Annotated in this window: 17 protein-coding genes; 4 read left to right on the top strand and 13 right to left on the bottom strand. The window is 64.0% G+C overall.

All coding sequences use genetic code 11. The features are described from left to right. Positions 1 to 171 precede the first annotated feature (171 nt). The 5 genes from F7R11_RS04830 to F7R11_RS04810 all read right to left on the bottom strand — a co-directional run bounded on the left by F7R11_RS04830 (position 172) and on the right by F7R11_RS04810 (position 4,286). Positions 172 to 753, bottom strand: a complete 582-nt coding sequence (locus tag F7R11_RS04830) for a YqaA family protein (protein ID WP_021196474.1) — start codon at positions 751 to 753, stop codon at positions 172 to 174. Between the two features lie 57 nt (positions 754 to 810). Further along, on the bottom strand, positions 811 to 2,058 hold the full coding sequence (locus F7R11_RS04825) for a nucleoside recognition domain-containing protein (protein WP_064801595.1): 1,248 nt from the start codon (positions 2,056 to 2,058) through the stop codon (positions 811 to 813). A 43-nt stretch (positions 2,059 to 2,101) separates the two neighbouring features. Then, positions 2,102 to 3,037 carry an ion channel gene (locus F7R11_RS04820; RefSeq protein WP_064801592.1) on the bottom strand — a complete coding sequence of 312 codons (936 nt, stop codon included), beginning with the start codon at positions 3,035 to 3,037 and terminating at the stop codon, positions 2,102 to 2,104. 90 nt (positions 3,038 to 3,127) lie between these two features. Continuing rightward, positions 3,128 to 3,670: an AidA/PixA family protein gene (locus F7R11_RS04815; RefSeq protein WP_064801590.1), complete on the bottom strand. Its 543-nt coding sequence runs from the start codon at positions 3,668 to 3,670 to the stop codon at positions 3,128 to 3,130. A 112-nt stretch (positions 3,671 to 3,782) separates the two neighbouring features. Further along, positions 3,783 to 4,286 carry an inclusion body family protein gene (locus F7R11_RS04810; RefSeq protein ID WP_021196470.1) on the bottom strand — a complete coding sequence of 168 codons (504 nt, stop codon included), beginning with the start codon at positions 4,284 to 4,286 and terminating at the stop codon, positions 3,783 to 3,785. Positions 4,287 to 4,963: 677 nt separating this feature from the next. Between F7R11_RS04810 and ilvA the strand changes: the two genes are divergently transcribed. From ilvA to F7R11_RS04795, 3 genes are all read left to right on the top strand, one after another. After that, positions 4,964 to 6,484 carry a threonine ammonia-lyase, biosynthetic gene (ilvA, locus tag F7R11_RS04805; RefSeq protein WP_064801588.1) on the top strand — a complete coding sequence of 507 codons (1,521 nt, stop codon included), beginning with the start codon at positions 4,964 to 4,966 and terminating at the stop codon, positions 6,482 to 6,484. Between the two features lie 23 nt (positions 6,485 to 6,507). After that, on the top strand, positions 6,508 to 7,344 hold the full coding sequence (gene queF / locus F7R11_RS04800) for an NADPH-dependent 7-cyano-7-deazaguanine reductase QueF (protein ID WP_064801587.1): 837 nt from the start codon (positions 6,508 to 6,510) through the stop codon (positions 7,342 to 7,344). A gap of 223 nt (positions 7,345 to 7,567) precedes the next feature. Continuing rightward, positions 7,568 to 8,893, top strand: coding sequence for a hypothetical protein (locus tag F7R11_RS04795; protein WP_064801585.1), 1,326 nt, complete (start codon positions 7,568 to 7,570; stop codon positions 8,891 to 8,893). Positions 8,894 to 8,922: 29 nt separating this feature from the next. Here the strand turns inward: F7R11_RS04795 and F7R11_RS04790 are convergent, their stop codons facing one another. From F7R11_RS04790 to F7R11_RS04770, 5 genes are all read right to left on the bottom strand, one after another. Beyond that, the gene (locus F7R11_RS04790) at positions 8,923 to 9,486 is read right to left on the bottom strand and encodes a hypothetical protein (RefSeq protein WP_064801582.1); all 564 of its coding nucleotides are present in this window, start codon (positions 9,484 to 9,486) and stop codon (positions 8,923 to 8,925) included. Positions 9,487 to 9,513: 27 nt separating this feature from the next. Beyond that, entirely contained in the window at positions 9,514 to 10,218 is a 705-nt protein-coding gene (locus F7R11_RS04785; RefSeq protein ID WP_031329845.1) for a C39 family peptidase, read from the bottom strand. A gap of 28 nt (positions 10,219 to 10,246) precedes the next feature. Next, entirely contained in the window at positions 10,247 to 10,699 is a 453-nt protein-coding gene (locus F7R11_RS04780; protein ID WP_031329844.1) for a hypothetical protein, read from the bottom strand. A 125-nt stretch (positions 10,700 to 10,824) separates the two neighbouring features. Next, complete coding sequence (locus F7R11_RS04775; protein WP_064801580.1) at positions 10,825 to 12,126, bottom strand: hypothetical protein; 1,302 nt, start codon at positions 12,124 to 12,126, stop codon at positions 10,825 to 10,827. 732 nt (positions 12,127 to 12,858) lie between these two features. Further along, positions 12,859 to 14,574 carry an AMP-binding protein gene (locus tag F7R11_RS04770; RefSeq protein WP_064801578.1) on the bottom strand — a complete coding sequence of 572 codons (1,716 nt, stop codon included), beginning with the start codon at positions 14,572 to 14,574 and terminating at the stop codon, positions 12,859 to 12,861. Positions 14,575 to 14,796: 222 nt separating this feature from the next. Between F7R11_RS04770 and F7R11_RS04765 the strand changes: the two genes are divergently transcribed. After that, the gene (locus F7R11_RS04765) at positions 14,797 to 15,306 is read left to right on the top strand and encodes a gluconokinase (protein WP_031329843.1); all 510 of its coding nucleotides are present in this window, start codon (positions 14,797 to 14,799) and stop codon (positions 15,304 to 15,306) included. Between the two features lie 14 nt (positions 15,307 to 15,320). On the opposite strand, the gene F7R11_RS04760 is transcribed toward F7R11_RS04765, so the two are convergent. The 3 genes from F7R11_RS04760 to F7R11_RS04750 all read right to left on the bottom strand — a co-directional run bounded on the left by F7R11_RS04760 (position 15,321) and on the right by F7R11_RS04750 (position 17,954). Further along, positions 15,321 to 16,133 (bottom strand): hypothetical protein, encoded by an 813-nt coding sequence (locus F7R11_RS04760; RefSeq protein WP_064801576.1) that lies wholly within the window; start codon positions 16,131 to 16,133, stop codon positions 15,321 to 15,323. Between the two features lie 65 nt (positions 16,134 to 16,198). Beyond that, positions 16,199 to 17,161, bottom strand: coding sequence for an alpha/beta hydrolase (locus tag F7R11_RS04755; protein WP_064801574.1), 963 nt, complete (start codon positions 17,159 to 17,161; stop codon positions 16,199 to 16,201). A gap of 100 nt (positions 17,162 to 17,261) precedes the next feature. Then, positions 17,262 to 17,954, bottom strand: coding sequence for a TetR/AcrR family transcriptional regulator (locus tag F7R11_RS04750; protein WP_064801572.1), 693 nt, complete (start codon positions 17,952 to 17,954; stop codon positions 17,262 to 17,264). Positions 17,955 to 17,984 lie beyond the last annotated feature (30 nt).

The raw sequence follows: 17,984 nt of genomic DNA, 5'->3' as shown, positions 1-17,984 counted from the left end.
AGACTGTCTTGGCCGCGCGGTCTTTAAAGGGCGATTGTACTGCAAGCTTCAACGTTGATGCGCCGCAACAACGGTATCCCATGCCGGGAGCATGGACGCAAAAATTGCCGCGTTTTCAATGGCTTGCGAACCATGCCGACAGAAATACGTGACGAATACACCACGCAAACATCACATCATGAGGTTCTTGATCCAGCCCAGGATGCCGTGCCAGAAGTCATCGGGCAGTGTCATCAACGCCCCGGTCATGACCAGATAGCGCAGGAATTTGCCGATGGCCATGTACATCACGCTCGGCCAGAACTTCAGGCGCAACCAGCCGGCCAGCGTGCAGAGCGGGTCGCCAATGCCGGGCAGCCATGACACCAGCAGCGACACCGGCCCAAGACGGCGCATCCAGCGGAAGTATTTTTTGTCGAGCGGCGGCGCGCGGTGGCGCTTGGGGTGCGGCACGTGCTGGGCGTGCTCGGCATCATGCTGGCGGCGGCGGCGGGCCAGGTGGTAGCGCACCAGCGCCAGCTTGGCCGCATAACCCATCCACCAGTCGACCACGCCGCCCAGCGTGTTGCCGACGGTGGCCACGATGATGGCCGGCCAGAACATCTCCGGATTGAGCTTGATGTAAGCGAAGACTGCCGGCTCGGAGCCCAGCGGCAAGAGCGTCGCCGAGATGAAACTGACGAGAAAGATGGCGGGCAGCCCGACCTTGGGCAAGGCGAGCGTGGCAAAAAGCGTGTCGATCCACTGTTCCATGCGGTCGATTGTAGTGGGCGTGCGGCCGCGACGTCGCTTGGGGGCGGCCCTACCCGGTCAGCCGAAGAACAGATAGGCGATGAACACGGCGCCGATCAGCCCGATCAGGTCGGCCCACAGCCCGCAGGCCAGCGCGTAGCGCGTGTCCTTGATGCCGACGCTGCCGAAGTACACGGCCAGCACGTAGAACGTGGTTTCGGTGGAGCCCTGGATGATGGCGGCCAGCTTGCCCTGGAAGGAGTCAACGCCGTAGGTGGTCATCACGTCGACCATCAGGCCGCGCGCACCTGCGCCAGACAACGTCTTCATCAGCCCCACGGGCAGTGCCGGTACAAAACGCGTGTCGATGCCGAGGTGCGAGAACAATGCCGAGAGCCCCTGCATCAGCACATCCATGCAGCCGGCTGCGCGGAACACGGCAATCCCGACCAGCACCGCCACCAGGTACGGCACGATGCCGATGGCGACCTGGAAACCATCCTTGGCCCCGTCGACAAAGGTCTCGTAGACGTTGATGCGGCGGATCGCCCCGCGCGCCAGGAACGCCACCACGATGGTGAGAATGGAGCCCGCGCCGATCAGCCCGATCCAGGCTGCCATCTGCTGCGGCGGAAACTGGTGCAGCCACGCAAACAACAGCCCCATCGCCATGATAAAGCCGCCGAAATACGCGAGCAGCGCCGGCTTGAACAGGTTGATGCGCTGATAGGCTGCCACCGCGCCGATGCCCGCGCAAAAGCCGATAAAGGTGGACAGCAGGGTCGGCAGGAAGATGTCTGCCGCGTTGAAACCGACCAGCCCCTGCTTGACCGCCATGGCCTGACGGATGGCGATGACGGACGTGGGCACCAGCGTCACGCCCGCCGTATTGAGCACCACGAACATCAGTTGCGCGTCACTGGCGCGCTGCGGTTGCGGGTTGATCTGCTGCAGCTCGCGCATGGCCTGCAGGCCCAGCGGCGTGGCGGCGTTGTCCAGGCCCAGCACGTTGGCCGACACGTTCATCATCATTGCGCCATTGGCCGGGTGACCGGCGGGCACGGACGGAAACAGGTGTCGCATCAGCGGGTTCACCAGCCGCGCAAACAAGTCGACCACCCCGGCACGCTCGCCCACGCGCATGATGCCGAGCCACAGCGCCATCATGCCGGTCAGGCCGAGTGCGATCTCGAAGCCGGTGCGGGCCGCGTCGAACATGGCGGTGAGCATGCGGGAGAACACTTCCATGTCGCCCTGCAGCACCTGCACACAGGCCGTGACGAAAGCGACGAGGAAGAAAGCCAGCCAGACGAGGTTCAGGGCCACAGGGGTTGTGCGTTGGCGCGTTGAGGTGATTCGGACAAGCCGCTCATTGTGCCTGGGCCGGTTCCTCGGCCGGCACATCCACCGGCACGATCTTGTGGAAGTTGTCGTAGTTCACATGCGTCACGCCGTTCTCGTCGTCGCGCATCAGGTCGACGTAGCGGTAGCCCCAGCGGATCTCGTCGTGTCGCCAGGCGTTGCGGGCCTGCAAGGTTTGCGCGGCGGTTTCGTCCGAACCCGAGATGGTGAGCATCAGCAGCGCATCGCCGGCGGCGAGCGACTCGGGGGTGGCGTTGTACAGCGGGCTCGTCTCGTCGATCACGTGCATCATGACCCAGCCGAGCAGGAAGATCGGATGCTCGCTGCGCTCCAGATGCAGATCGCGGATGCGGTAGATCGAGTAGCCCTCGGGCGAGCGCTCATCCTGCAGCAGACGCAGCTTGGCGGTGGCCTCGGCGATGACGTTCTGCCGCGCGTTGGCCGCCCGCACCATCAGCGTCATCTTGCCGTTGAGCGGCCGCACGACGGCGTTGTGCGCAAACATGATCTTGGCGCGCGGACGCGAGAACCGCGCAAACACCAGCCCCGTTGCCATGGCGATGCCCGACATGCCGATGAAGATCTCCAGCGTGGCAATGACATGCGCGTACAGCGTCTGCGGGTGCATGTCGCCATAGCCGACGGTAGCCAGCGTCTCGACACTGAAGAAGAATGCTCCTGCAAAGCCCGACGGCGATTGATTGGCGATGGCCGCATCGCCCAGCGAATACAACCCCGCAAACACGGCGTTGAGGGTCAGGAAGAGCCCCGCCAGGATGCCGAAGAAGGTCGGCCAGTTGACCTCCAGCGCATGGTGATAGATGTCGCGCCAGCCCAGCGACGGCATGCCGTACGCGATGACCTGCTGGGTGCCGGACCAGACTTTGCGGCCCCGGCGCCTGCCCGTGCGCGGCAACCGGGAAAAGAACGCCTTGGTGCCCATGATGCCCTGCCCTCCCCCGTGATGGATCGCGGGGCAGTGTACCGACTGCAACGCCCGGCACACAAGGCGCGGCGGCCAGCACTCGCCGGCTCAGGGCGCGGTGACGTCGACGACGATGCTCCAGCGGAAGCAGCCGATGGTCTCGCCGGCACGGTCGGTCAGGATGGCATCAAGCTGGGCGTCGACTGTGCCATGCGCACGCACGCGACTCTGCCAGTAGTAGTCGATCGCGGGGCGGCGCACGAACGCGCCGTTCTCGCTGGAAGGTGGCACCGTCAGCTCCACATCGTCCTTGATGACCAATCTGGCATCCGACAGCACATCTTCATCCGCCGGATGAAAACCCGAGACCACGGCAAGATGTTCTGCGCGCATTGCCAGCGTGGACGAGCGCAGACGCACGTGCGCCCCCACGGGCGCGACGATCCGTAGGCGGCCGTCATTGCGGGCGGTCAGTTCATCCACGGCGGGCGCGAGCAGGTAGCAGCCGTCAGCGTCGGTCAGCGTTGGCGCCTCTGCACGCAGGCTCGCGTCGGGATGGCGGGCGAGCAGCATAGACGTGTCGAACACGAGCAGCACATCGACCACGGGGGCAGATGCGCCATGGTGGGAAGACGGTTCCGAGGCAGACATCGTCGCTCCTGGCACAAAGGCGCGAGCGCAGCTACCGCACTGGCAGACTGCGTCTCGCATGAACGGAACGGCGCCGCAGGACTCGACACGCGATGCGGCGCACAGTCCGTGCTTAGGCGTTGCGGATGGTGATGAACGGGTCCCACTGATAGCAGCCGCACAGTGCGCCGCTACGATCCACGATCATGAACTGGAAGTGATACGTCACGTGGCCCACCTTGAGCGTGTCGCAGGTCCAGTAGAAGTTCGACACCTTCTGCGTCTTGTACTTGCTCGGATCTCCCGGATTCGGCACGGGCACCACCACTTCAGCTTCGCGCAGTGCCGGTGGCGAGATCAGGTCGCCGCCCTGGTTGCCGATGAACTTATAGAAAATGCAGCTTTGCTCGAAGCTCAGCGACAGCGACGTCTCGCGCCAGCGGATCACGTCACCCACCGCCGCCGCAACGTTCAGTTCGCCACCCGCCTGGCCGCTGATGGCCTGGCCTTGCGTGACCGTCATGTAGACGTACCGGGCGTCGATGTTGGGCGGATTGCCCTGGCTGTTGTTCTTGCCGTACTGCTTGAGAATGGCTTCCGTATCAATGCTGACCAGCACATCGGTAATTCGAGACATGGCTGCTCTCCTGAAAGGGAGGGTTGGTTGGTGCCGGAATTTCACGCCGGCTCGTGAACAACACCGCTGCAATTCGATTCAGAAGGCAAAAGCATCCCCGCGTCGATCAAAATCAACGCAAATCCCTGGACTCTGAATCGAAGATTTTCTGTGCTCGCCTGCCTATGCGGAAAAACAGCGCGCCGCGCGGCCGGTCATGGTGTGTCCTGCACTGCAATAACGAGGGAGGCGCTGCGGTTCCCGCGCAGCCGAGGGCTTTGCCTCGCAAAATCACCCGGCGCCGTGGTGTCTCCTGGGCGCCGCTGGCGATACCCCGCCCCGTCTACAGTTGCTGCTGTGGATCGCTTGATTGCTTTGAATCCCCCTGAGTCATTATCCCGTCACTTAACATCGAAACGATTATGTGCACTTATTTGCAGCCATCTGACGTCGATTAACCGGAAGACTGCATCGGCAAAATCATATTAATCGGCGCTCCGGCCAATTACCCGCCGCAAATCAAAAACCCATGCTGTTATTTTCTAAGTTCAGACGTAATTCGCATCAAACTCGACACCCCATCCAGCGGGGGCGCTGCACCATCGGCAGCAAGCGTGCGGCTGCTTTGCCCAGACATGCAGGCAAGAAGGCACGTGTTAGGCTTACGGGCTCTCCCCACGTCCAACCCGGTCCGCACCATGGCCATCGATTACCTCAAGAAGATCCTGACCGCGAAGGTCTATGACGTCGCGCTGGAAACCGAGCTGAAGTTCGCGCCCAACCTGTCGGCGCGCACCGGCAATCGCGTCTACCTCAAGCGCGAAGACGACCAGCCGGTGTTCTCGTTCAAGCTGCGCGGCGCCTACAACAAGATGGCCTCGCTCACGCCGGCCGAGCGCAAGCGCGGGGTGATTACGGCATCGGCCGGCAACCACGCGCAGGGCGTGGCGTTCAGCGCAGCCCGCATGGAATGCAAGGCCATCATCTGCATGCCGGTGACCACGCCGCAGTTGAAGATTGACGGCGTGCGCTCGCGCGGTGGCGAGTGGGTCGAAGTGGTGCTGCACGGCGAGAGCTATTCCGACGCGTACACCCACGCCGCCAAGCTGCAGGAGAAGCACGGCTACACCTTCGTGCACCCGTTCGACGATCCGGAAGTCATTGCCGGCCAGGGCACCATCGCCATGGAAATCCTGCGCCAGCACCCCGCACCGATCCACGCCATTTTCTGCTCGATCGGCGGTGGCGGGCTGATCTCGGGCATCGCGTCCTACGTGAAGGCCGTGCGGCCTGACATCAAGGTGATCGGCGTGCAGAGCGTGGACTCCGACGCGATGGCGCGTTCGGTGGCAGCCGGCAAGCGCGTCGAGCTGAAGGACGTGGGTCTGTTCGCCGACGGCACCGCCGTCAAGCTGGTGGGCAAGGAAACGTTCCGCATCACGCGCGAGTTGGTCGACGAGATCATCACCGTGGATACGGATGCGATCTGCGCGGCGCTCAAGGACGTGTTCCAGGACACGCGCAGCCTGCTGGAGCCCTCGGGCGCACTGGCGCTGGCTGGCCTCAAGCAATATGCCGAGACTCACAAGCTGAAGAACGAAGCGCTGGTGGCCGTGGCCAGCGGCGCCAACATGAACTTCGACCGTCTGCGCTTCGTGGCCGAACGCGCCGAGGTGGGCGAGGCACGCGAAGCCGTGTTTGCCGTAACGATTCCGGAAGAGCGCGGCAGCTTCAAGCGCTTCTGCGAGCTGGTCGGCTGGTCGCGCAACGTGACTGAGTTCAACTACCGCATTGCCAGCAAGGACGCCGCGCACATCTTCGTGGGCGTGCAGATCGCGTCGCGCGCAGAAGGCGACAAAATTGCCGACAACTTCCGCAAGCACGGTTTCCCGACGCTGGACCTGTCGAACGACGAACTCGCCAAGCAGCACATCCGCTACATGGTGGGTGGGCGCTCACCGCTGGCCGAGAACGAACACCTCTACCGCTTCGAGTTTCCGGAGCGGCCGGGCGCGCTGATGAAGTTCCTCTCGAGCATGAGCCCGAACTGGAACATCAGCCTGTTCCACTACCGTAATCAGGGCGCGGATTCGAGCAACATCCTCGTCGGCATCCAGGTGCCGAAGAACGAGAAGCGCGAGTTCAAGGCGTTCCTCACCACGCTGGGCTATACCTATTGGGACGAGAGCGAGAACCCGGTGTACAGCCTGTTCCTCTGATCGGCCTGCGCAGAGCATTTGTCATGAGCAACCAACCCGAACATTCGCCGCTGGGCAAAACCTCCGCCTACAAGACGGAGTACGACCCGAGCCTGCTGTTTCCGATTCCGCGCCAGGGCAAGCGCGACGAGATCGGCCTGCCCGCCGGCAGCGCGCTGCCGTTTTTTGGCGTGGACCTGTGGAACCTGTATGAACTGTCGTGGCTGAACCTGCGGGGCAAGCCGCAGGTGGCCATCGGCACCGTGATCGTGCCGGCGGATTCGCCCAACATTGTCGAATCGAAGTCGTTCAAGCTGTATCTGAATTCGTTCAACCAGACCAAGGTGGCCTCGTACGAAGCGCTGCAGCAGTTGATCCACCACGATCTGTCGGAAGCGTGCGGCGCACCGGTGCAGGTGCGCATCGTGCCGCAGGAAGAGTTTGCGCGGCAGAAGATGCACGAGCTTGACGGCTTGCTGCTCGATCGCCTGGACATCGAGACCGATGTCTACCAGCCCACGCCGGAACTGCTGCATGCGGACGAAGAGGAAAGCCCGGTGGAAGAGACGCTGGTCTCGCATCTGCTCAAGTCCAACTGCCTGGTGACCGGCCAGCCGGATTGGGGCAGCGTGCAGATCCGCTACGTGGGTGCGCCTATCAACCAGGAAGCGCTGCTCAAGTACCTGATCTCGTTCCGCGAACACAACGAGTTTCACGAGCAGTGCGTCGAGCGCATCTTTACCGACATCCAACGCCAGTGCCGCCCGGTCAAGCTGGCGGTGTATGCACGCTACACGCGGCGCGGCGGGCTGGACATCAACCCGTTCCGCACGAACTACAACACGCCGTGGCCGGATAACCTCCGGAATGCGCGTCAGTAAGTACTGACCCTTGGCAAGACACGCCAGGCGCCTTCGGGCGCCTTTTTTCTTGCTTGAGCGATCCACCAAACGAACACGCGCGCCTCCTCCATTTTGGGTACACGATGGCCCTATCGTTTCACGCCCGCTCGCCTATAGTGATACCGCAGTAAGCCACCCGGGGGAATCGTGAAGGGCCACTCCACTTTTCGTGGAGAGGGCGCTCTCGACGGGGGACATTGCCATGAAGAACGCACCATGGGGGCCGCTACGGGCGGTTACGTGCGCGTGCCTGCTGTTATGCGGCAGGCCGGTCCTTGCACAGACAAACGAGCTGGTGGACGAAAAACCACCCAGCCTGGAAGCGCTGCAGCGCGAGCTTGCCGATACGCAGGCGCGCCTGCAGGAATTGAAACGCTCGATCCAGCAGCAGGAAACCCACCTGCGGCACATGCGGCGCGCGCTCGGCATGAGCGAACTCGACACCGTGCGCGGTGCCGGTGCGCCCGGCGCGGGAGGAGATGCTTCCTCCGGCGAGGCCGCTGCCCAGATGGCGCAGAACAACGGCCAGCCCGGCAACACGCCGGTTGGCAAGCCGCCGGAACCTTCCGACCAGCCACCGCGCATCGCGCAGATCTTTGACGAGCCCAGCGCGCTTACGCCGCCGGGCAAGTTCGTGGTCGAGCCCTCGCTGCAGATGGCGTATTCGTCGTCGGACCGTGTGGCGCTGGTGGGCTACACCATCATCCCCGCGCTGCTGATCGGGCTGATTGACGTGCGGCAGGTGAAGACCACCACGCTCACCAGCACGCTGGCCGTGCGCTACGGCCTGGCCAAGCGCTGGGAGCTGGAACTGCGCATGCCCTACGTGTACAGCACGAACGACACCGTCAGCCGCGAGATCTTCACGGGCACGGCAACCGACAACGCTTTCAGCTCGCGGGGCCACGGCATTGGCGACGTGGAGATGACCGCGCGCTACCAGATCAGCGCAGGCGGCGTCGACAAGCCGTTCACCATCGGTTGGCTGCGTTTCAAGACACGCACCGGCAAAGACCCGTTTGAAGTCACCACCGATTGCGTGACACGCTGCGTGAGCAACACCACGGGCACCGGCCTGCCGCTACAGCAACCCACCGGCTCGGGCTTCTACGCGCTGCAGCCGGGCCTGACCTGGCTGTATCCGACCGACCCGGCAGTGTTCTTCGGCAGCATCAGCTACCTGCACAACTTCGAGCGCAAAGGTGTCAGCCTGAACCTGGTGGACGGCTCGCAGCAGTTCCTGGGCAACGTCAAGGCCGGCGACATCATCGGCCTGAACTTCGGCATGGGGCTGGCGTTGAACGAAAAGGCCTCGTTCTCGATCGGGTACGACCAGAGCATCATCGGGCCGACCCAGCAGAACGGCCAGCGCGTACCGGGCTCGGTGCGCACCATCCTGGGCACGCTGCTGGTGGGCTACTCGTACCGCATCTCGCCCAAGATGACGTTGAACCTGTCGGTGGGTGCCGGCCTCACGCGCGACACGCCCGACCTGACGGTCACGCTGCGCTTGCCGATCCAGTTCTGATGCGCTGACGTGCTGACGCGGCTTCGGCTTCAGTGCAAGCCCGTCACCACGTTGGCCAGCGCACTCTGCAGCGCGCCGTTGAGGCTGAGCTGACGGAACTGCGGCAGGCTGTTGACCGCCGCATTGATGGTCGTGATCGCCTGCAGGGTCTGGTTGTTCAGGCTGTTCTGGATGACCGTGGCAGCCGCTGCCGCACCCGCTGCAACGTCGGGCGGCGCAACGTTGTTGTTCGGCCCGTTCTGCACGACGTTGACGGTGTTGACCACGTTGGCAAGCTGCTGCGCCTGCGTGGTCGTTATGCGCGCGATGTCGGGAATGTTGACTGACACGCTCGCGACCAGATCCCCATTGACGTAGACCGCGCGATCAATGCCGAATGCGATGCGCAACCCCGCGGCCGAGGGCACATCAAACCCGCCGCGCATGTCATCGAGCCGGTCTTCCGATACGGCTTTCCATGCATGGACCGGGTTGTTCATACGCGGGCCATCCACGGTTTCAGTGTCACCGTCCATGCCTGCCGCCAGCGCATGACCGGACCCGGCCAGCACAAGCGTGCCCGCCGCCCACAGCACCCCGCCAAACCATCTCATGGTGCCCTCCTGCGCTGCATACCGCTGTCAGAAGTCGGACGGACCGTGCTTGGGGATCACGATGTTCCCCAGGCCGGTGCGGTCCACCCCTTCGTCCAGCGGCGCGCGCGGTGCAACGTGCCAATCCGATCCCGCGTTGAACGTTGCACGCTCTTCACGGTTATGGATGACGAACAGCAAATGGTTGTCCCACATGCGCTCGAAACTCGCGCGTGGGATCGCGCGCGTGCCCATGGCTGGATCGCCCACCAGCACACGCCCTTCCTGCACGCCCTTGACCACCACGAAGTGGTGATAGCCGTTCTCGCTCAGCAGCACGATGGCCGGCAAGTGGGCGCCGTTCAATGCATCCAGCGGCTGCTCGAAACCATCGGCCTGAAAGCCTTGCGACTCCAGATAGCGTTTGATGTCGAGCAGCGAAAAGCCTTCTCGCCGGATCTTCTCCTGATCGCCATTGACATACATGGCTTGGAACACCGTCTGCTCACTCACCGGATAACCGTACTGGTAAGTCAGCAGCGTCGCCACGGCAGCTGAACCGCAACTGAAGTCGAAGCGCTGATGGATCGTGCGCAGGAAACGCGCCTCCTTCATGCTCGTGACCGGCACGTTGTAGGTCGCGCCGCCCGTACCAAGCATGTCGATCGAACCGGCGAATGTCGGCACAGCGGTCGACACAGCCGCCAGCCCGCACGCGCCCAGGATCAGCGCCGCGCTCCACATTCGTCGCATCGCCCCACCTCGCATCGCCGTCATCGCATCAAGGCCTGAACTGCACGTTGACGATGGTGGAGTTCTGGATCAGCACGTTCGCTCCGCTGTTCTGGATGACCGTGGGGATGCCGGCAGCGTTGGTGAACGAGCCACCGCCCACGATGTTCGAACCCGTCGCCACGTTGACGGCGGTGTCGTTGCTCACCGTGCCCGAAAGGCGCGCGTCGTTGACGGTCTGGTACAGGTCCTGTGTCCCACCGCGATAGCGTTCGAGCTTGTCTGCATCGATCGCATGACCCAGGCCTGGCACAAGCGCAGGCACCGACGCGGGCGCGGCGACCGGGGGACGCACCGCTTCCACGTTGGCTGTCTGAAGATCATTCGCGACCGGCACATCCTCCGCCGCCATCGCCAGCGTTGCCGTTGCTGCAGGCACCGCCACAAGGCCACATGTCAGGAACCATGCCGCCCATCCTGCTGTTGTTCTGTCGGATCGCATCGAATCTCTCCCAGATGCCCCAACTGCGGTTCCGACGGGGGCCGGACCTGGTTGCCCGGTCCGGCCCTGTCAGCCGCCGCTACCGAGGTAGCGGTGGTACTTCCCCGCTCAAGCCTGGTGCCGGTTCAGTGGCCGACACTCAGGTTGGCCTGCACATTGACGCTTTGTTGGATGAGCGATGCAAAGCCGCTGTTTTGGTTTGCGATCATCACCCCGGCAGCCGACTGGCCGACGCTGGTCATGGCATTGGACATGTTGAACGTGCCCGCATCCACCGCCACCGTACCGCCAGCGCCACCCGCACCGCCGACTGCGCCATTGCCAACGCCACCGTTGCCAGTGCCGCCAGCGCCGCCTGCTGCACCCACCGCGCCCGTTGCGCCCGCAGCACCGTTGCCGGCCGTGGACGAGGCTGAGCCATTGGTTGCGCTGCCGTTGGTTGCGGCACCACCCGCACCGCCGTTGCCGGCAAGGTTGGTAGCTGCGCCACCTGCTGCGCCTGCGCCGCCCGTGCTGGTGCCGGTTGCTGTGCTGGTGCCTGTGCCTGCACCACCGGTGGCCGTCGATGTGCCAGCGGTTCCTGTACCACCTGCCGCGCCGTTGCCACCGACTGCAGCACCCGCGCCGCCTGTAGCCGAGCCGCCGCCATGATGATGGTTGGCATCTCCACCGCTGCTGCCGGCACCACCGCCACTGCCACCGCTGCCGCCTCCGGCCGCACTGGCACTGCCTGCCAAGCCACCCAGGCCTGCGCCAAGGCTGGCAGACAGCGTGCCAGAAGCACCACCCGCACCGCCTGCGCCGGCATTGCCATGGGCATTACCGCCATCGCCACCATTGCCGGCCGTTGCGCTGCCGTTGGTCGCGCTGCCGTGCGTGACGCTGCCCGAGCTGCCGCCCGAGCCGCCGCTGCCGCCGGCGCCACCTGCACCGCCGTTGCCGCCGTTGCCGCCCACGCCAACGCCACCATAGCCATTGCCACCGTGACCACCACCGCCACCATTGGCACTACCGCCATTGTTGGTGGCGATGTTGCCGATGCCCGATACGCTGAGGTTGGTTACCGTACCTTCCAGCTTGGAGATGGCAATCGCCTTGCTGGAGTTGAAGGCATTGCTGAAGGTTGCAGTTGAAGTGCTGCCATTGTTGGCAGCCGCGGTGCCGTAGCCGGAGGCAGTGGAAGCGCCGCTGTTGTCGCGGTCGTTGCCTTGGCTTTGGTTGTTGTGCTGATTGGAGTTGTCAGTCGCTTTGGTTTTTGTATGGGTACTGCTGTCCGTGCTTGTTGTAGTCGTGGTGTTGGTGATGGTGGACGTGTTGGTCTGGGTCTGAGTCCCCGGGCCTGACGCCGAATTCCCGATATCAGCCAGTGCAACGCCTGAGACCCCCAATCCCATGGCGATCGCGGTGGCCAGTAAGGTCTTCTTCATAACGCACTCCATAAAGGTGAGAGGGGCGGTTGGAAGCGCAGCCGACGGGGCCAGCGCGCCTTGCCTGTGGGAAAAAACATCACCCACCCCGGGGTGCCTTGTTCGCATATTCAGTGCCACCTGCCCGCGCGATTGCACGCCGCATCGCCGAAGCATTGAAAACACTGTGAAATCAAGGGCTGGCGCCCGCAGTGCGTGGCCGATCAAGTGGAATCGTGCCAAGGCATACTCTTTTTGGAGTAGCTGCTCGCGCGATCTGGTTGCAGTGCTGAAACAGCAATCTTGCGGCTGCGGTGCCGGCGCTGTTCTGCCATCGGGCCAAGACCAAGATCTGGCCGGCGGATTGCGCTCACGCGGGTGTTCGAGTGCGCTCCCTTTCAAGGTGTTTCAACGTTGATACATCGGCGCATCAAGGCTCACATTGCGCGAGCCGGCGTTGATCAGGAGCGTGCATCCCGTCACGCACGTTGCAACGGAATTGACATGTGATCGCAAAGAGGTGCAGCGGGAGCGCCAAGCGCGCGCGGCGCTTTCCTGCGAGTGCCCCCTATCGGCAAGACGCACGCAGCGTCAGCGTTTCGGTTTTCGCACTGCGCCTTAGCAGGAAACGCATAAGAAACTGCGCACGGCAAGCATCGTCATGGCAACGACATACCGTGCGCAACCGGTTCACATTTCAGCAGAGAAACCGCGCGCGGCGCCTGCTCAGGCCGCTCAGGCCGCTCAGGCCGCTCAGGCCGTTCTTGCGACGGTCAGCTTGAGTTCTTCGATCATGCGGTCGCGCATGACGAACTTCTGTACCTTGCCCGTGACCGTCATCGGCATCTCGGTGACGAAGCGGATGTAGCGCGGGACCTTGTAGTGCGCGATCTGGCCTTTGCAGAATTCGCGGATCTCATCCTCCGTCGCCTGCTGGCCCGGTTTGAGCACGATCCACGCGCACACCTCCTCACCGTACTTCGGGTCGGGCACGCCAAACACGTTGACGGCCTGCACCTTCGGGTGGCGGAAGAGGAATTCTTCGATCTCGCGCGGGTACACGTTCTCGCCGCCGCGGATAAGCATGTCCTTCACACGGCCGACGATGTTGCAGTAGCCCTCGGCATCAAACGTTGCCAGGTCACCCGTACGCATCCAGCCGTCGTGGATGGAATCGGCGGTCTTGGCCTCGTCATCCCAGTAGCCGAGCATGACCGAATAGCCCTTGGTCCAGAGCTCGCCCTTCTCGCCCACCGGCACGGTGTCGCCCACACCATCCACCAGCTTGACCTGCAGATGCGGCTGAATGCGGCCGACGGTGGTCACGCGCTTGTCGAGCGGGTCCGTCACGGCGCTCTGGAACGACACGGGGCTCGTCTCCGTCATGCCATACGCAATGGTGACCTCGCGCAGGTTCAGCTCCGACACCACGCGCTTCATCACCTCGATCGGGCACGGCGATCCGGCCATGATGCCGCCGCGCAGGCTCGATACGTCAAAGGTCTTGAAATCTGGATGATCGAGTTGCGCGATGAACATGGTCGGCACGCCGTGCAGTTGCGTGCAGCGTTCTTCGGCCACGGCGCGCAGGGTGGCGAGCGGGTCAAAGGCCTCACCCGGGAACACCATGCACGCGCTGGTGGCAGTGCACGTGAGCACCGACATGACCATGCCGAAGCAGTGGTACAGCGGCACCGGAATGCACAGCCGATCGCCGGCCTGCAGGTTCATCGCCATGGCAACAAAGCGCGCGTTGTTGACCACGTTCACGTGCGTGAGCGTGGCGCCCTTGGGCGCGCCGGTGGTGCCGCTGGTGAACTGGATGTTGATGGCATCGTCCGGCGACAGCGTGTTGGTGATGGCATCCAGCGCATCAATGGGTACGCTTTTTCCACGGGTGATGACGTCGGCAAAGTTGATCATGCCGGGTGTGCTGACTTCGCCCATCCGGATCACCCAGCGCAGTGCGGGCAGCTTGGCCGCGTTCAGTGCACCGGGTTGTGCGGTTGCCAGCTCGGGGGCGAGCGTCTGCAGCATCTCCAGGTAACGCGAAGTCTTGAACGCCTCGGCCGCCACGATGGCCTTGCAGCCGACTTTGTTGAGCGCGTATTCCAGCTCCGAGAGCCGATACGCCGGGTTGATGTTGACGAGGATGAGCCCCAGGCGCGCCGTCGCAAACTGCGTGAGCACCCATTCATAGCGGTTGGGCGACCAGATGCCGATGCGGTCGCCCCGCTCCAGCCCCAGCGCATGCAGGCCGGCGGCCAGCGCATCAACCTGTTCGGCAAAGGTGCGCCATGTCCAGCGCACACCCTGCTCGCGAAACACCACCGCCTCCGCGTCGGGGTAGCGATTCACCGTCGCTTCCAGCAACGCGGGCACTGTTACGTGCGCCAGCGGCACCTCCGTATCCCCCACCACGTACGACATGCCGTTGCGTGGGCACGGATCGAAACCTTCACCAGCCATGGACGTCTCCTCCAGTAAACGTTGGTCCTTTTGAGACCTTGTTTTGAATGACTTTCTGCTGCTTGTTGCTCCGCAATTTGACGCAGCTTGACGCATTTGGCAATCCGTTCCCTGACGAACAATGACGCGGAACAATTGCTGCGCCGCAGCAGCAAAAATCCCGGCCCGGCGGCGCTGACGCGCTAACATGCCGGACTGACGTTTTTGCCAGTGGGATGCGTGATGATTGTTGTAGTGATGGGTGTTTCGGGTTGCGGAAAATCGACGGTGGGCCAGAAGATTGCCGAGCGTCTGGGCTGCGCGTTCCGTGATGGCGACGAGTTCCACAGCGACGCCAACCGCGCCAAGATGCACGCCGGCATCCCGCTCAATGACGACGACCGCAAGCCCTGGCTCGAGTCCATCCGCACCTACATGGACGAGACCACGAGTGGTGGCGGCTCGCTGGTCGTAGCCTGCTCCGCACTCAAGCAGCGCTACCGCGACGTGCTGCGTGGCAAGACCGGCAACACCGAGTTCGTCTACCTGAAAGGCGACTTCGATCTGCTGCAAGGCCGTCTGGCCGCCCGCAAGGACCACTTCTTCAACCCGAATCTGCTGCGCAGCCAGTTTGACGCGCTGGAAGAGCCGACTGACGCCATCGTCGTCGACATCGCCCTGCCGCCCGACAGCATCGTCAACGAGGCTGTCACGCAACTGCAGGCACGCGCCGTGCATCGCCCGGCGGCCTGACCCTCGGCGGCGCGCTAGCTGCGTACAAGCTGCTGCAGCACGGCTTGCACTTGGCCGTTGCAGACGCGGCTCATGCGGTCCTGCTCTTGCGGCGTATCGATCTGCTCGTGCGCCTGCAAACCCAGTTGGATCAGCGACTGCGCGCGCGGCAGCCAGTGGCGCGTCAACTGCGTCTCCAACTCGGCGGCAATGCGGTCCGGGTCGCCAAAGTAAAGCCGCCCACCGTATTCGCGCTGGATCTCCTTGCGGATCACCTCTGCCGCACGCGGCAGCACGGCGCGGTTGACGGCCACATGACGCAATTCGTGTTCGCGGATGGCGTTGTAGGCGCAGCTGCCGGGCGCGAACTCACGTGCCACCGTCACACGAAAATCACTCAGGACCAACTCCACATCCACCGAAGGCCGCAGGCACGTGGTGGGCGGCTGCGTCGGCAATGCGATGTAGTGCGTGGTGACGTCAAACTGCGCGCTAAGGGTAGCGTAGGTCTTGCCCAGAACGCGGGCAGCACGATCGTAGGGCGGCGCCTCTGCAGTGAGTTGACCGACGGAGCGGTCATTGGAGAACGTCAGCGGAGTTTCATTGGCGTGCACTGTCACCGCCATCGGCCCGAGCTTCTCGTCGCAGATCTTCAGCCAGTAGCTCTTGGGGGCAGATGCGCCGACCGGCATGGCCGTCCCAACGATCTGTCCGCCAGCCGGTGCTGCGGCAACCGTCTCGATGGGCGCAAACCGGACATCGGCCAACCGTGCACGGTAATGCCGCGTCCACACACCCGCGCCGACAACGCATGCCAGCGCCAACCCCAAAACCAACACCCGACGCATGCTGGGCTCCCCGTCTGCGCTTGGCTGACTGGGGCGCGAGCATGCTTGCGGGGCCTCCAGTCAGATCATGCCGGCGTCAGTTCCACCGGTTCTCGGTTCTCACGTCGAGCGGCGACCAGTCGTCTGATCTGCTCACCCGATCGTTTGAGCGCAATGCGCGCCTCTGGAAGAAAAGGATAGAAGATCGGCCACACGTGCGGAAGCCGGCGGCCCATTTCTACCGAAACGGATACCCCGGCCGCCCGCGCACGCTCGGCCATTCGGAGAGTGTCGTCGCGCAGCACCTCGCTGGTGCTCACGTAGCAATGCAGCGGCGGCAAACCGGTGAAGTCCGCATACAGCGGCGACACCAGCGGGTGATCCACCGGCATGCCCGAATCGCCCAGGTAGATCGTGGCGCCATAGGCCATCCACGCGCCGCGGAACATCACGTCGGATTCGTCGTTGTCGATCAGGCTCTGGCCGGTAGCGGCCAGGTCCGTCCAAGGCGAGTAGAGGATCGCGCCGGCTGGCAGTGGGTCCCCCGCGTCGCGCAACGCTACCAGCAGCGCCAGCGCCAACCCGCCCCCTGCCGAATCCCCCGCCACCACGATCTGCGCGGGCGACACCCCATGCGCCAGCAGCGTGCGATAGCTGGCCAGGGCGTCTTCAATGGCAGCAGGAAACGGGTGTTCGGGCGCCAGGCGGTAGTCCGGCACGTGCACGCGCGAGCGCGCATGCGTGGCCAGGCCGATCGTGATGGGGCGATGTGTACGGGGGCTGCAGAAGAAGTAGCCGCCACCGTGCAGGTAGAGCACCACGGGCGGGGGGTCGTCCAGCATGTCGAGATCGGCGGGTTCGATCCACTCGCCGGTCAGGCCACTCCTGGCAGGCACGATGCGCCAGTCCGGCGGCAGCTCCACCGGCGACGGCATCTTCCGCTTCTCCGCGCCGATGCGCGTGGCGACTGGGTCAAAGGGCTCCCGTTCGGTCGGCCTCTTGATCTGCCTGCGCACCTTCCACGAGACGACCCAGTTCTGCCAACTCATCGTGCGGCCCTCAACAGCAAAATCCCAGCCTAGCGAGGATGCACTGCCCAGACAATCGGTTCGCACCCTTGTTTGCACCCAGTGTCGGCACCATGCGACATCAAGCAACGTCTTGCGTGGCAGCCAGGGCAACGAGGCAGAGCCGCTCCATCTCGCCGATCCACACGTCGGGTGCAGGTGGCGCATCGGGCAACAGCACGCGGTAGCGCCGGGCGCCCCAGATGGCCAGCAGCAGTGTCTGCAGCAAGGCGTCCTCGGGCCGGGCCGGCAGGTCGGCACAGGCATCCAGCGCCTGACGCCAGGCGGCGCTCAGCTCGTCGAAGAAACGCCGGTGGTGCTTGGGCTCGGCGATGCGGTCTTCGCGCATCAGCATGGCGTGGTCGAAGTACGGCGGATCGAGCGCCGGATCGCCGCAGGTCAGGCGCACAAGATGGCGCACGCGGTCGCGCCAGGGCAGATTCGTGCGATCGATCACCTCGCGCTGAATGCGCCCGAGCAGCACCTCGATGGTGTGACGCACATAGCCGGACAGCAGTGCCTCCTTGTTCGGGAAGTACTCGTACAACGTGCCGACCGAGCAGCCGGCCTCCAGCGCCACCGCGCGCGTGGTGGCGGCCTGTGCGCCGTCGCGCTGCCAAATCCGAACAAACGCCTCGTAGATGGCCTGCACGGTGAACTTCGCACGGCGCTGCGACGGCCGTTTCAGCGGCTTGGCGGGGCCTGCCGGTGCGGTGTGTTCCGTCGGCGCGTTTCCGAACCCGGTGCCGGATTGCCGGCGATAGAGTGAAGCCATCAGCCCATCGATCCCGAAAATGGAGGAGAC

Origin of the sequence: Ralstonia insidiosa (assembly GCF_008801405.1) — a bacterium.
Classification (GTDB): Bacteria; Pseudomonadota; Gammaproteobacteria; order Burkholderiales; family Burkholderiaceae; genus Ralstonia; species Ralstonia insidiosa.
The sequence above is the reverse complement of the archived record's forward strand: the minus strand, read 5'-3'. Positions and strand labels throughout refer to the sequence as shown.